Origin of the sequence: Nocardioides gilvus, assembly GCF_003194605.1 — a bacterium.
GTDB classification, from domain to species: Bacteria; Actinomycetota; Actinomycetes; order Propionibacteriales; family Nocardioidaceae; genus Nocardioides; species Nocardioides gilvus.
In genome coordinates this window covers 90,283-103,509 of record NZ_QHKY01000006.1, presented here as the reverse complement: position 1 = coordinate 103,509, position 13,227 = coordinate 90,283, and the positions used below count along the sequence as shown (strand labels likewise).

General features: G+C 69.1%; 13 protein-coding genes. 7 read left to right on the top strand and 6 right to left on the bottom strand.

Annotated elements, in window-relative coordinates:
* Positions 1–48 precede the first annotated feature (48 nt).
* Positions 49–813, top strand: coding sequence for an SDR family NAD(P)-dependent oxidoreductase (locus DNK52_RS14550; RefSeq protein ID WP_110241762.1), 765 nt, complete (start codon positions 49–51; stop codon positions 811–813).
* A 33-nt stretch (positions 814–846) separates the two neighbouring features.
* On the opposite strand, the gene DNK52_RS14545 is transcribed toward DNK52_RS14550, so the two are convergent.
* Both DNK52_RS14545 and DNK52_RS16060 read right to left on the bottom strand, forming a co-directional pair.
* Positions 847–1,722, bottom strand: a complete 876-nt coding sequence (locus DNK52_RS14545) for a PHP domain-containing protein (protein WP_110241761.1) — start codon at positions 1,720–1,722, stop codon at positions 847–849.
* A gap of 24 nt (positions 1,723–1,746) precedes the next feature.
* Complete coding sequence (locus DNK52_RS16060) at positions 1,747–1,923, bottom strand: DUF5302 domain-containing protein (RefSeq protein WP_162598797.1); 177 nt, start codon at positions 1,921–1,923, stop codon at positions 1,747–1,749.
* A gap of 142 nt (positions 1,924–2,065) precedes the next feature.
* On the opposite strand from DNK52_RS16060, the gene DNK52_RS14540 reads away from it, so the two are divergent.
* Positions 2,066–3,235: a hypothetical protein gene (locus DNK52_RS14540; protein ID WP_162598796.1), complete on the top strand. Its 1,170-nt coding sequence runs from the start codon at positions 2,066–2,068 to the stop codon at positions 3,233–3,235.
* A gap of 82 nt (positions 3,236–3,317) precedes the next feature.
* On the opposite strand, the gene DNK52_RS14535 is transcribed toward DNK52_RS14540, so the two are convergent.
* The 3 genes from DNK52_RS14535 to DNK52_RS14525 all read right to left on the bottom strand — a co-directional run bounded on the left by DNK52_RS14535 (position 3,318) and on the right by DNK52_RS14525 (position 8,864).
* The gene (locus tag DNK52_RS14535) at positions 3,318–4,517 is read right to left on the bottom strand and encodes an acyl-CoA dehydrogenase family protein (RefSeq protein WP_110241759.1); all 1,200 of its coding nucleotides are present in this window, start codon (positions 4,515–4,517) and stop codon (positions 3,318–3,320) included.
* A 110-nt stretch (positions 4,518–4,627) separates the two neighbouring features.
* The gene (locus DNK52_RS14530) at positions 4,628–6,748 is read right to left on the bottom strand and encodes an acyltransferase family protein (RefSeq protein ID WP_110241758.1); all 2,121 of its coding nucleotides are present in this window, start codon (positions 6,746–6,748) and stop codon (positions 4,628–4,630) included.
* Complete coding sequence (locus DNK52_RS14525; protein WP_110241757.1) at positions 6,741–8,864, bottom strand: acyltransferase family protein; 2,124 nt, start codon at positions 8,862–8,864, stop codon at positions 6,741–6,743. The genes DNK52_RS14530 and DNK52_RS14525 overlap by 8 nt, the downstream gene beginning before the upstream one ends.
* An 83-nt stretch (positions 8,865–8,947) precedes the next feature.
* Between DNK52_RS14525 and DNK52_RS16055 the strand changes: the two genes are divergently transcribed.
* The 5 genes from DNK52_RS16055 to DNK52_RS14505 are packed head-to-tail and all read left to right on the top strand — an operon-like array spanning position 8,948 to position 12,448.
* Positions 8,948–9,085: a hypothetical protein gene (locus DNK52_RS16055; protein WP_162598795.1), complete on the top strand. Its 138-nt coding sequence runs from the start codon at positions 8,948–8,950 to the stop codon at positions 9,083–9,085.
* Positions 9,082–10,326: a magnesium transporter MgtE N-terminal domain-containing protein gene (locus DNK52_RS14520; RefSeq protein WP_110241756.1), complete on the top strand. Its 1,245-nt coding sequence runs from the start codon at positions 9,082–9,084 to the stop codon at positions 10,324–10,326. The genes DNK52_RS16055 and DNK52_RS14520 overlap by 4 nt, the downstream gene beginning before the upstream one ends.
* Positions 10,323–10,895: a DUF1003 domain-containing protein gene (locus DNK52_RS14515; protein WP_110241755.1), complete on the top strand. Its 573-nt coding sequence runs from the start codon at positions 10,323–10,325 to the stop codon at positions 10,893–10,895. The genes DNK52_RS14520 and DNK52_RS14515 overlap by 4 nt, the downstream gene beginning before the upstream one ends.
* Positions 10,896–10,949: 54 nt before the next feature.
* Positions 10,950–12,113: an Mrp/NBP35 family ATP-binding protein gene (locus DNK52_RS14510; protein WP_110241754.1), complete on the top strand. Its 1,164-nt coding sequence runs from the start codon at positions 10,950–10,952 to the stop codon at positions 12,111–12,113.
* Between the two features lie 11 nt (positions 12,114–12,124).
* Positions 12,125–12,448: a sec-independent translocase gene (locus tag DNK52_RS14505; protein ID WP_239455673.1), complete on the top strand. Its 324-nt coding sequence runs from the start codon at positions 12,125–12,127 to the stop codon at positions 12,446–12,448.
* Positions 12,449–12,549: 101 nt separating this feature from the next.
* Here the strand turns inward: DNK52_RS14505 and DNK52_RS14500 are convergent, their stop codons facing one another.
* Positions 12,550–13,083, bottom strand: a complete 534-nt coding sequence (locus tag DNK52_RS14500) for a hypothetical protein (RefSeq protein WP_110241752.1) — start codon at positions 13,081–13,083, stop codon at positions 12,550–12,552.
* Positions 13,084–13,227 lie beyond the last annotated feature (144 nt).

The following is a 13,227-nucleotide window of genomic DNA, read 5'->3' as shown; positions in this document are numbered from 1 at the left end:
CATGCCGGAGACCGGGCATCATCCGTAGCCCCATCTGAAAGGTGATTCATGGGTTCGCGCACCGCACTCGTCACCGGAGCCACTGTCGGCATCGGTCGCTCCTTCGCCCACCAGCTCGCCGCTCGCGGTCACGACCTCGTCCTCGTGGCCCGCGACGCACCCAGACTGCAGCACGAGGCCGAACTGTTGACCTCCCGTCACGGGTGTGTGGTCGAGGTGATCGTGGCGGACCTGACCGACCGCGAGCAGCTCGCGACGGTCGAGGCCCGCCTCAGCGACGACGAGCACCCGATCGACCTGCTGGTCAACAACGCCGGCTTCGGACTGAAGGATCGCTTCCTTGACCACTCCGTCGAGGACGAGCAGGCCATGCTGGACGTCCTGGTCGTCGCCGTCATGCGATTGAGCCACGCCGCCCTCTCCTCGATGGCCGGGCGCGGCCACGGCGGAGTGATCAACGTCGCCAGCGTCGCGGCATTCCTGCCGCGGGGCACCTACGGAGCCGCGAAGGCGTGGGTCGTCTCCTTCGGCGAGTGGGCTGCGGCAGAGTATCGACCCCGGGGCGTCACCGTCACCACCGTGTGTCCCGGCTTCACCCGGACAGAGTTCCACGCCCGGATGGACGTCGCGGCCGACTCCGCCCCCGGGTTCATGTGGCTCGATGCCTGCGACCTCGTCCGCCAGACCTTGCGCGACCACGACCGGGGCAGACCGCTCTCGGTGCCGGGCGTCCCGTACAAGGCGATCGTGGGGGTCGCGCACCTCGTCCCCCCGCGGGTGTTGCTGCGCTTCCAGTCCCTGGGCCGGCGCTGATCGGGCGCCGCGCAGGGATCAGCCGATGCGGGATCAGCCGATGACTGCCGGCGTGGTTCGCCCAGCACGCAGGGCCGCGCTCTCGGCGGCTGCGATGAGCCGGGCGTACTGCTCCGGGTCGGTGGTGTTGCAGCCCAGGGCGTGACCGATCTTTCCCTCGCCGTGGTGGTCGCTGGATCCGGTGACCACCAGGTCCAGGTCGGCCGCGATGGCGCGCAACTCGGCGCGTTCGCGAGCCCCGTGGTCCTCGTGGTCGACCTCGATCCCGGTCAGTCCGTGCTCCTTCAACCGCCGGAAGGCGGCGGCGTCGAGCACCTGCTCGGCGCCCCGGCCCCACGGGTGGGCCAGGACGCTCACGCCCCCGGCCTCCTCGACCTGGGCCACCATCTCCCACAGGTCCGCGGCCGTCCGCGGGACGAAGGCCTTGCCTCCCGGTCCCAGGTAGCGCCTGAAGGCCTCGCCGCGGTGGGCCACGACCCCGGCAGCCACCAAGGCGTCCGCGACGTGCGGGCGGCCCACGGCCACCGTGTCCCCGGCGACCTCGGCAACGTCCTCGGGGGTGATCAGCACGTCGACCGCGGCCAGTCGCTCGAGGATCGTCGGCAACCGGTCGTTGCGGGCTCGCAGCACGGCCTCCAGACCTGTCCGGATCCCTTCATGACCGGGATCCGGCAGGTAGGCGAGGAGATGCACGCCGTGGCCGTCGAGGATCGTGCTGATCTCCACGCCACGCACCAGCGTCAACCCGACCTGAGTGGCCGCCCGGGCTGCTTCGTCCCATCCCACGAACGTGTCGTGGTCGGTCAGCGCCAGGACGTCGAGCCCCGCCTCCCGAGCGGCGTGCACCAACTCGGTCGGGCTCTGGGTCCCGTCACTCAGGTGGGTGTGGCTGTGGAGGTCGATCCGCACGGGGTCAGGGTAGTCCCCCGTCGATCAGGACCCGCCACCTCCGGCCTTGCGGCGGTGCATCGGAGGTGCGACGTTCTTGTCGGCGATCTCGGAGCCGTGTGCCTTCTCCTTGACCGGGGCGTCCTCGTGAACGCCCTTCTCGACGCCGTTCTTGCGCTCCAGGGCCTCGCGCATCTTGGCCTTCAGGTCTTCGTTGGTCATGGACCACTCCAATCGTCGAGGGACTCACCAGCCTGTCACGCGCCGCCACCGGTGGCCAGCCATTTGCGACGTCCAGCCACCGGGGGGATTGATTGAACTGCGCAACCAACCGGTAGGTTGGGGGACGATCGAAAGGGTGATCATGGCTCAGCGTACGTTCCTGCACATCGGCCCCCCGAAGACCGGAAGCAGCTACCTCCAGGCCATCTGGCGTGACCACAAGGAGGAGCTGGCGACCCAGGGACTGCTGTATCCCGGCACCCGGGGCAGCGAGCACTTCCGCGCCTTCGTCTCGGCCACGAAGAACTCGCTCTACTATCCCCGTCAGGACGAGCGTGCCCGTGGCACGTGGGACCGTTTCATCCGAGAGGTCGAGACCTGGTCCGGTGACGCCGTCATCAGCAGCGAGCACTTCTCCCGGGTCCGTGCCGAATCGGTGGAGCCTGTCCTCGCTCGCCTCAGCGAGGTCTCCGACGAGGTGCACGTGGTCATCACTGCCCGTGACCTCGCCCGACAGGTCCTGGCGTCCTGGCAGCAGGCGGTGAAGACCGGATCCAGCAAGACCTTCGACACGTTCTGGACCGAGCGGGCCGAGGTCGACCCAGAGAACCCCACCGCTTTCTGGCGCGGCCAGGACCTGCCGCGTCTCATCAGACGGTGGGGAGCGACGTTGCCTCCCGGCCACGTCCACCTGGTCGTCCACGGCCCCCGGGGCACGGCCCATGACCGACTGTGGCACCAGTTGTGCGAGGTCACCGGCACGGATCCGAGCGTGCTCACCGAGGCGAACATCCTCAACGAGTCCCTGGGGGTCGCGGAGATCGAGGCGTTGCGACGGGTGAACGAGGGCCTGCCCAAGAAGCGCAATCGCGTCGGTACCAACACGCTCACGAGCAAGTTCCTGACTGCCCAGGCGCGTGACCTCGGCCGGACGATGCATCGCCCTCGGATCACTCCGGAGGCGCACGCCTGGGCGACCGAGCGCTCCAGGGCCATGGTCGCCGAGTTGCGGGACCTCGAGCTGGACCTGGAGGTCGTCGGGGACCTCGACGACCTCCTCGTTGATCCCACACCCCCCACGGGCGGCCGACTTCCCGAGGAGGTGAGCGACGACGAGGTCAGGGAGGTGACGACCGCCCTCATGGGTCGTCTGCTGATGCACGCGGCGGAGAACCGCGACTCGATACGTGCCCTCCAAGAGGAGAACTCCCGGCTGCGTCAGAGCGTCAAGGCTGCTGACCAGGGAACTCTGCGTGAACACGCAGTACGTTCGGCCAAGCACCGGCTCCGCGCCCTGCGGCGCGACGCCTGACTCCTCGCTGGACACCACGCAAACGCGGGCGGTGCCTTTCTCGGCACCGCCCGCGTTGACGTCGTACGTGAAGCTCTTGTGATCAGGCCTTGAGCTTGTAGTCCTTGAGCATGCTCTTGCCGATGATCATCTTCTGGATGTCAGAGGTGCCCTCGCCGATCAGCATGAACTTGACCTCACGCATGATCCGCTCGATCTCGTACTCCTTGGAGTAGCCGTAGCCGCCGTGGATCCGGAAGGAGTCCTCGACGACCTCGTTGGCGTACTCGCTGGCGACCATCTTGGCCATGCCGGCCTCCACGTCCATCCGCTGGCCGGTGTCCTTGAGCCGGGCCGCGCGCACCATCATCGTGTGGGCGGTCTCGACCTTGGTCGCCATCTCGGCGAGGCGGAAGAGGACGGCCTGGTGCTGGGCGATCGGCTTGCCGAAGGTCTCGCGCTGCTGGGCGTAGTCGATGCCCAGCTCGAAGCCGCGCCAGGCCAGACCGCAGGCACGAGCCGCGACGTTGACGCGACCGACCTCGACGCCGTCCATCATCTGGAAGAAGCCCTTGCCCGGCTCGCCACCCAGGATCTGGTCGGCGCCGATGACGTGGCCCTCGAAGATCATCTCCGTGGTGTCGATGCCCTTGTAGCCCATCTTGTCGATCTTGCCGGGCACGGTGACGCCCTGGGCGGTCTCGCCGAAGCCGGCTTCCTTCTCGACCAGGAAGGTGGTCATGTTCTTGTAGACCGAGTCCGCACCCTCGTCGGTCTTGACCAGCACGGCCACCAGGGTGGAGGAGCCACCGTTGGTCAGCCACATCTTCTGACCGGTGATGGAGTAGCCACCGTCGTCGGTCTTGGTCGCCTTGGTCGCCACCGCAGAGACGTCGGAGCCGAGGCCGGGCTCGGACATCGAGAAGGCGCCGCGCACCTCGCCGGTCGCCATCCGGGGCAGGTACTTCTTCTTCTGCTCCTCCGTGCCGTGCTTCATCAGCATGTAGGCCACGATGAAGTGGGTGTTGATGACGCCGGAGACACTCATCCATCCACGTGCGATCTCTTCCACGCACAGGGCGTAGGTCAGCAGCGACTCGCCGAGGCCGTCGTACTCCTCGGGGATCATCAGGCCGAAGATGCCGAGCTCCTTGAGACCTTCGACGATCTCGGTGGGGTACTCGTCCTTGTGCTCGAGCTCCTGGGCCACCGGGATGATCTTCTCGTCGACGAACTGACGAACGGCCTTGAGGATTTCCTGCTGGTCCTCCGAGAGTCCCTCGGTCTGGCAGAGGCGGGGCATGTTGGTCCTTTCCCGGTGTGAGGCGCGGACGGAGGTCGACGCTCTCGGAATCCTAACCACCAGTTACTCGCTTGTAACCAGCCGTGTGAGTATCCCCACCCTGATGCGTCTCAGGTCCCGGCGCGCGCCAGACCGAACTGTTCGGCCAACGGACCCGCCAGGTGGCGCGTGTACTCGACGGTGGGGTGGCGCAGGTCGCGCATGGCGATGAAGTTCCCGATCACCGGCGGACACAGGCCGTCGGCGCAGAACCAGCGCTCCGCGTCGACCCACGTGGCGTCCGCCCGCTCGGCCGCGCGCTGCAGGGCTCCGGCCACGCGTCGCTCCTGCTCCAGACCGGGGCCCGTGCAGGAGCCCAGGTCATTGCCCGGCGTGGTGAGGCACTCCTGGGGCAGTTGCGAGAGCTGGGGTGTGTTGCCGTACACCACGACCCGACCGGCATCCCGGTCGAAGTCCCGGAAGGCCTCGGTCCAGGACTCCTCCAGGGCTGCGAGGTAACGGTCCTCGCCCACGGTGCGACCGATCCGTTCTCCCGTACGCGGGTCCTCCAGCGGGTACTCCCGCGTGGCGACGACCACCACGTCAGGTTTCATCTCGGCGACCTTGCTGCGCATCCATGCCTTGAACCGCTCGCACTTGCGGCCGTCCTCGGAGCCCGCACGGTGCACCCACGCACCCGGGCCGCAGCCGGCGTGGACCAGGCCGATGACTCGGTGGCCGTGACGGCGACCGATCTCGTCGACCCCGCTGAGCAGCACGCGGGCGTACGAGTCGCCGACCACCATCACCAGGCTGTCGGCGTCAGGGTCCCCCATGGGACACAGCTCGGTGCTCTCGTTCTCGTGGTACTCGCACTTCCCCAACTCGGTCACCGAACGCAGCACCTGCAGCGGCTCCGGCGTCAGCTTCCTCGGGATCCCGTGCCCGTCCTCGGCAGCCCTGACGGCTGCCTCGACCAGGGCGACGTCGGGGTCCTCGTCCAGACCGACGTACTTGGACGCATCGATCGGCTCGACCCCGCCCATGCGGGTCTCGACGACGGCCGAGGCCGCGAGACCGATGGCGACCACCGTGGCGACGCTGACCGGGTAGATCCACAGGGTTCGGGAAGGACGGCGGCGCCACACCGCTTTGGTGCGGAACGGGTTCTCGACCCAGCGGTAGGAGGCCCAGGAGAGGAGCAGCGTCAGCGCCAGGAGAGCGAGCTTGGCCGCGGCCGTGAGCGCCTCGCCCCACCAGGCCGCGGCCAGCACGATCACTGGCCAGTGCCACAGGTAGATGGAGAAGGACCAGTCCCCCAGGACCGTCGCGGGGCGCAGCCCGAGCAGCCGGGAGGCCAGGGCCGGTTGGCCCGACTCTCCGGCGAGCAGCACGGCCGCGGTGGCGAGGCTGGGGACCAGGGCGTTCGCCGCCGGGAAGGCCGTGCCCTCCACGAAGCCGAAGCAGGCCCAGACGATCACGACCAGCCCGCCGGCGGCCGCCGCCTCCCGCAGCCAACGCGGCAGGTCGAGTGCACGAGGCACCAGTCCGCAGGCCGCCCCGATGGCCAGCTCGTGGGCCCGGGTGAAGGTCGAGTAGTAGGCGGTCTCGGGGGAGGCCGCGGTGGCGTACACGGACCAGGCGAGCGAGGCCACGACGACCACGAGCAGGAGCAACCCCGCGACCAGACGCAGTCGTCGGGCCTCCACCCTGCCCCCGTCCCCGTCACCACGGCGGGTCGTGCGCAGCGCCAGCCACACGCAGAGCACGAAGAGCAGCGGCCAGACCAGGTAGAACTGCTCCTCCACCGCCAGCGACCAGTAGTGCCGCAACGGGGAGACGGGACCCCCGCGGGAGAAGTAGTCGGAATCCTGCTCGGCCATCCGCACGTTCATCGCGAAGAGGGAGGTCCAGACGGCGTCGGTGACCACGCTCAGCGTCCGCGACAACGACAGCACGAAGACTGACGCAACGATCGTCAGCACCGTCACCAGGGTGGCCGCAGGAAGGATCCGACGGGCCCGACGGGCGTAGAAGCCCGTCAACGAGACCCGTCCGGTCTCCAGCGCCTCCCGCACCAGCAGTGCGGTGATCAGGTAGCCAGAGAGGACGAAGAAGACGTCGACCCCCAGCCAGCCACCGACGAGGCTGTCCGGGGAGAGGTGGTTGACGACCACCACCATCACCGCCAGGGCACGCAGTCCCTGTACGTCCGCTCGCCGCCCCAGGGCATGGGGGCTGGCCTCAGCCACGTCCCGGCCTCCGCAGTCCGAGGCGTTCGGCCAGCGGGCCCGCGAGCGCCTCGGCGTACTCCCGGGTCACGTGGTGGGTGTCGCGCAGGGTGACGTACTTGCCCACCACCATCGGGCAGCGACCGTCACTGCAGAACCACTCCTCCGCGTCCACGACCTCGGCCCCGGCCAGACGCGCCGAGTCCAGCAGCACGCGTGCCTGGTCCCTGGCCTTGGGGGCGTTGGGGAAGGTGCAGTCACCCAGGTCCGGCTGGCCGTCGGTCAGGCACTCCCCGGGCGTGACCGGGAGCCTGGGGGTGTTGCCGAAGACCACGACCCGCTCGGCGTGACGCTTCAGGTCGGCGACGTGCTTCCTCCACCCCTGCCCGGCGAGGGGCAGGTAGGCGGAGTCGCTCTCCCCCACCACGCGACCTGTCTTCGGGTCGATCACTCGCTGGGCCGAGGACGCGAGCATCACCAGATCCGGTCTGAGGTCGGCGACGACCGAGGTGCGCCATCGCTTGAAGTCCTCGCAGAACTTGTCCGGTCTGCTCGACCCCTGGGCAGCCTGGACCAGGGCGGTCGCGGGACAGCCGGGCAGGCCCAGGACGTACACGCGGTACCCGTTCTCCCGACCGAGCTCGACCGCTGCGGGTGACATCGCCCGTGACAACGAGTCGCCGATCACCACCAGGACGCGCTCTGCGTCCGGGTCGCCCAGCGGGCAGAGCTCGCGCGTCCCGTTCGCGTAGTCGCAGTCACCGAGGTCGGCCGTGGAGTCACCGATGTCGACCAACGCGGGCGTCAGGCGACCCGGGATCCGGTGCCCCTCCTCCGCCGCCAGCACCGAGGCCTCGACCAGGTCCTGGAGCGTGTCCCCCTCGCCGATGACCTCGGGGTGCTCGGCGACCGTCACGGCCTTCACCCCGTTGTCCTCGGCGAGTTGGTCGACGAGCACGACGTGTGCGACGAGCACGAGACCGAGGGCCGCCGCCACACTGGCCGGATAGATCGAGAGCCCGCCTCGCACGGTGCGCCAACGCCGGCCGCGGCGGAACGGGTTCTCCACCCATCGGAAGGTGGCCCAGCTCAGGAGCAGCGCCACCGCAGCAGTGAGCAGCTTCGGGCCCCACGTGTAGGCGCCCGGATCGAGGTTGGCCTCCGCGATGACGATCAGGGGCCAGTGCCAGAGGTACAGCGAGTACGACCAGTCACCGACCCTGACCGCGGGCCGTACGCCGAGCATGCGGGACCCGTACCCCTCCTGCGGCCCGCCGCCTCCCGCCAGAAGGGCAGCAGCGCCGAGCACCGGCACCAGGGCAGCGAACCCCGGAAAGGCTGTCTCGTCCGAGAACGTGAAGGCAGCCCAGATGATCGCCACGAGGCCGCCCCAGACCAAGCCCTCACGGGCCACCCTCGAGAGGGGCAACACCCGAGGAGCCAGCGCCAGCATCGCACCGATGGCCAGCTCGTGGGCGCGAGTGAAGGTCGAGTAGTAGGCGGTGCTCGGTGACGTGGTGGTGGCGTACAACGACCAGAGCAGGGACGCGACGACGACCAGGCCGAGCAGCAGTGCCGCCCATCGGCGCACCAACTCGGGGCGTCCGCCGTGCCGACGCATCGCACCGGCCACCACCAGGGTCAGCACGAGGGGCCAGGCGAGGTAGAACTGCTCCTCCACCGCCAACGACCAGTAGTGGCGCAGCGGTGAGACGGGCGCATCGGAGGCGAAGTAGTCGGAGCCCACCGAGGCCATCCGCACGTTGCCGAGGAAGAAGGTGGTCCAGATCGCGTCCTCGAGGACCGTACGGGTGCGCAGCAAGGCCAGGGTCAGCAGGGAGGCCAGCACCGTGACGAGCAGCACCAGGCTGGCGGCGGGCAGGATCCGTCGCGCTCGGCGGGCGTAGAACTGCCGCAGCGAGATCCGTCCCTCACTGTCGGCCTCGCGCAGCATCAGCGCGGTGATGAGAAAGCCGGAGACCACGAAGAAGACGTCGACGCCGATGTAGCCGCCCGGCAGCCACTCCGGCCACAGGTGGTGCACCAGGACGACGAGGACGGCCAGCGCCCGGATCCCCTGGATGTCCGCCCGGAACCCGAGCGAGGCTCCCGGCTTCCCCACACGGTCGGCCGACACGTCTGGTCCCTTCTGGTCGTGCTGCGCGGTCCGCGACCAACGGGCAGAGGACCGGCACCTGAGAACTGCGCGAAACTAGCACGATGCCGCACCGCGACGCTGCGACCAAGATCTCGCCGAACGCGGCGGCAACGCACGTCGACGGAATCTCGGGCGGGTACCCTCAGCAGCGGATCAAGGGTGGACGACCAGCGGCGTACGACGAAGGAGGCCTGGCATGAGCAGTGCCCCCAGTCGGGTCTTCATCGCCCGCCTCGTCGGCCTCCCGGTCTTCGACCCCCAGGGGGACCAGGTCGGCAAGGTGCGCGACGTCGTGGTTGCCATCCGCTCGGAGACCAGTCCACCGCGGGTGCTCGGGCTGGTGGTGGAGGTCTTCGGACGTCGTCGCATCTTCGTGCCGATGACGCGCGTGACCAGCATCGCCTCGGGCCACGTCTACACCACCGGGCTGATCAACACGCGTCGCTTCGTGCAACGCACCAGCGAGACCCTGGTGATCGCGCAGATGCTGGACCGCACGGTCACCATCAGGTCCACCGGCGTCAGCGGTGTCGTGTACGACGTCGCCATGGAGCAGGCCCGCAACCGTGACTGGGTGCTCAGCCGGGTCGCCGTCCGCGAACCCTCCAAGGGGTTCCGACGTCGCGGCCAGACCCACGTCCTCGAGTGGCGTGACACCGAGGGCCACCTGCAGCCCGACCTGACCCAGGGAGCCGCGCAGTTGGTCGCCGCGATCGGCGAGATGCGGCCGGCCGACGCTGCCCACCTGATCCATGACCTGCCGCTCGAGCGACGTCGTGCGGTCGTGGCCGCCCTGGACGACGAGAGCCTGGCCGACGTCCTGGAGGAGCTCCCCGAGGAGGACAGGATCGAGATCCTCGAGCGGCTCGACTCCGAGCGGGCCGCCGACGTCCTCGAGGAGATGTCCGCCGACGACGCGGCCGACATCATCTCCGACCTCTCCCCCGAGACCGCCGCCACGCTGCTCAACCTCATGGAGCCCGAGGAGGCCGCCGACGTGCGCCGCATGCTCTCCTACCCCGAGCAGACCGCCGGCGCCATGATGACCCCCGAACCGGTCATCCTCGGACCCAGCGCCACCGTCGCCGACGCGCTGGCGCACGTCCGGAACCCGGAGCTCACGCCCTCCTTGGCCGCCCTCGTGTACGTCTGCCGCCCGCCGCTGGAGACCCCGACTGGGCGCCTCATCGGGGCCGCCCACATCCAGCGTCTGCTCCGCGAGCCACCCTCCACCCTGCTGGCGGCGGTCCTGGACGAGTCCCTCTCCCCCTTGCCCGCCGAGACCACGCTCGAGCAGGTGGCGGCCCACATGGCGACCTACAACCTGGTCGCCGCGGCCATCGTCGACGACGAGAACCGCTTGCTGGGTGCCGTCACGGTGGACGACCTCCTGGACCACATGCTTCCCGACAACTGGCGGGACAGGGCGGTGCGCCGATGAGCGAGAACCGCACCCCGCGTCTGGACACCCCGCGCGACTCGCGCCGTCGCAGCCTGCGCCCGCGGCGACACCGCGACTCCGACACCTTCGGGGTCTTCGCCGAGAACTTCGCCCGCTACATGGGCACGGCGCGCTTCCTGTTCTGGATGACGGTCCTCGTGACCACCTGGATCACGTGGAACGTCCTGGCTCCGGCCCAGTGGCGCTGGGACGACTACCCGTTCATCTTCCTCACCCTGATCCTGAGCCTGCAGGCCTCGTACGCCGCGCCGCTCATCATCCTGGCCCAGAACCGCCAGGAGAACCGCGACAAGGTGCTGGCCGACAATGACCGCCGGGTCAACGCCCAGTCGCAGGCCGACATGGAGTTCCTCTCCCGCGAGATCGCCTGGCTGCGGATGTCGGTGGGCGAGGTCGCCACCCGTGACTTCATCCGCTCCGAGCTGAAGTCCCTGGTGAGCGACCTCGAGGAGCGGGTGGTCGAGGAACTCGAACGCTCACGCACGAGTGCCCGCCCGGAGACGGCAGGCGAGAACAGACAGGACGACCTCGGGTCCCCTCGGGACTGAGCCACCTGCGACGGCGCTTGGGCGACACTCAGGGTCAGCACCTAGGCTGGACCCATGAGTGTCCCCACCCTCGAGTTGGTCCAGGCCGCGTTGGCCACGGTGAACGACCCCGAGATCAAGCGTCCCATCACCGAGCTCGGCATGGTTGACAGTGTCGACATCAGCGAGACCGGTGCCGTCCAGGTCACGGTGTTGTTGACGGTGGCCGGGTGTCCGTTGAAGGACACGATCACCAACGACGTCACCACCGCGGTCTCCGCGGTCGCCGGCGTGACCTCGGTCGACCTCGAGCTCGGTGTGATGACCCAGGAGCAGCGCTCCGCGCTCGGCGAGACCCTGCGCGGCGGTGCTGCCCAGCGCGAGGTGCCCTTCGCCCAGCCGGGGAACCTCACGAAGGTCTACGCGATCGCCAGCGGCAAGGGCGGTGTCGGCAAGTCGTCGGTCACCGTCAACCTGGCGCTCGCGCTGGCCGCACAGGGCCTCAAGGTCGGCATCGTGGACGCCGACATCTACGGCCACTCCGTTCCCGCGATGCTCGGCATCGCCGACTCCCGTCCGACCCAGGTCGACGACCTGATCATGCCGGTCCCCACCCCGTCGGGTGTCTCGGTGATCTCGATCGGGATGCTCAAGCCGCGTCGTGACCAGGTGGTCGCGTGGCGCGGTCCGATGCTCGACCGGGCGCTGCTCCAGATGCTGGCCGACGTCTTCTGGGGTGACCTCGACGCGCTCCTCCTCGACCTGCCCCCGGGCACCGGCGACGTGGCCATCTCCCTGGGCCAGCACCTGCCGAGCGCCGAGGTGATCGTCGTGACCACTCCGCAGGAGGCAGCGGCCGAGGTGGCCGAGCGAGCGGGCACCATGGCCTCGATGATGCACCAGCGCGTCATCGGCGTCATCGAGAACATGTCGTACTTCCCCTGCCCCCACTGCGCGAGCGAGGGCAAGGACCACCGTCTGGAGATCTTCGGGTCGGGCGGCGGCGAGCGAGTCGCCAGCACGCTCTCGGAGCGCTTCGGCTACGACGTTCCGATGCTCGGCTCCTTGCCGTTGGACGTCGAACTGCGTCAGGGAGGGGACTCCGGTCACCCGATCGTGACCTCCGACCCCGGCGCTCCGTCGGCCTCGGTGCTGCACGACATCGCTCGAAAGTTGAGCGGACGTGGCCGAGGACTGGCCGGTATGCAACTGGGACTCACTCCATCCAGTAAGTTCTGACCATGTTTGGGATGGGACTCACGGAGTTGGCCGTGATCGCGCTGGTCGCCGTGCTCGTGTTCGGGCCCGACCGCATCCCGGAGTTGGCCAAACAGGCCGGCCAGATGGTCAAGAAGGGCCGCACGATGGCCAACGCGGCCCGTGACGAGCTGCGCGAGGAGCTGGGCCCGGAGTACGCGGACCTCAACCTGCGCGACCTGAACCCCAAGACCTTCGTGCGCAAGCAGATCGCTGAGGCGATGGCCGCCGACGAGGAGGAGAAGCGCACAGCACCCGCCGGGGCTGAGCGGCTTCCCGACGGACACGTCCCTCCGTTCGACCCCGAGTCCACCTGATCGGTCGGTCCCGCCCGGACCGTCACGGGGGCACTCTGGGGCGTCGAACTCAGGTGTCAGAACGGGCTGGCGGCCGCGGGTGTCAGCCGCGGGTGTCAGTCTCAGGAGTCGTGGCGCAGCGCCGCCAGGTGACGTGAGGCCAGGAGCATCGGCTCCCCGCTGGGGGTAGCCACCTCCACGAAGTCGGCGCCAACCCTGCGCACCCCGGCCTCGATCCGGGCGCCGTCGCGCAGGTGGATCGTGCAGGCCTGACCCGAGTCGGCCAGGCGCCGCAGCGCTGAGCGCAGGCCCAGCCGGTCCACCGGACCCCAGGCGACCTGCGGTACCGCTCTGGCCGAGGCTCCTCGGACCACTGTGACCGCGTCGAGCGCGATGATCCAACGAACCGCACCTCGTTGCACCGCGCACCAGTCCGGGCCGACGCGTACCAGCTCGCCCTGCACGGGTCCGATCCCGAGCACCTCGATCGCGAGTTCCTGACCCGTCGAGGCCATCAGCCTGGCGGCCAACGGCACTTCGTGGTACTCGCTGTGCCCCCGGTCGGCCAGGTCGCCCACCCGTTCGCGGTGCGCCAGAGCCTCCGCCTCGGCCTCCAGGTCGTCGAAGAACTCGAACAGGTCGGCGTCGTCGCTCACCTGACCCAGCCAACCGGTTGCTCCTGCGCCGGGCAACCACATCCGTCACACGCGCCCCTGTTTGGCGTTTCCCCCTTTCTGGTGATCGCGCGCAGTCAGTGCCGTTCAGAGCTGCTGCCCCAATTTCGGGATGGACCAATGAAG

Coding starts and splice junctions, on each gene's coding strand:
- DNK52_RS16055 (WP_162598795.1), top strand. CDS start 8,948: ATGCCGCACCGCGACGCTGCGACCAAGATCTCGCCGAACGCGGCGGCA.
- DNK52_RS14520 (WP_110241756.1), top strand. CDS start 9,082: ATGAGCAGTGCCCCCAGTCGGGTCTTCATCGCCCGCCTCGTCGGCCTC.
- DNK52_RS14550 (WP_110241762.1), top strand. CDS start 49: ATGGGTTCGCGCACCGCACTCGTCACCGGAGCCACTGTCGGCATCGGT.
- DNK52_RS16060 (WP_162598797.1), bottom strand. CDS start 1,923: ATGACCAACGAAGACCTGAAGGCCAAGATGCGCGAGGCCCTGGAGCGC.
- DNK52_RS14505 (WP_239455673.1), top strand. CDS start 12,125: ATGGGACTCACGGAGTTGGCCGTGATCGCGCTGGTCGCCGTGCTCGTG.
- DNK52_RS14540 (WP_162598796.1), top strand. CDS start 2,066: ATGGCTCAGCGTACGTTCCTGCACATCGGCCCCCCGAAGACCGGAAGC.
- DNK52_RS14510 (WP_110241754.1), top strand. CDS start 10,950: ATGAGTGTCCCCACCCTCGAGTTGGTCCAGGCCGCGTTGGCCACGGTG.
- DNK52_RS14515 (WP_110241755.1), top strand. CDS start 10,323: ATGAGCGAGAACCGCACCCCGCGTCTGGACACCCCGCGCGACTCGCGC.
- DNK52_RS14535 (WP_110241759.1), bottom strand. CDS start 4,517: ATGCCCCGCCTCTGCCAGACCGAGGGACTCTCGGAGGACCAGCAGGAA.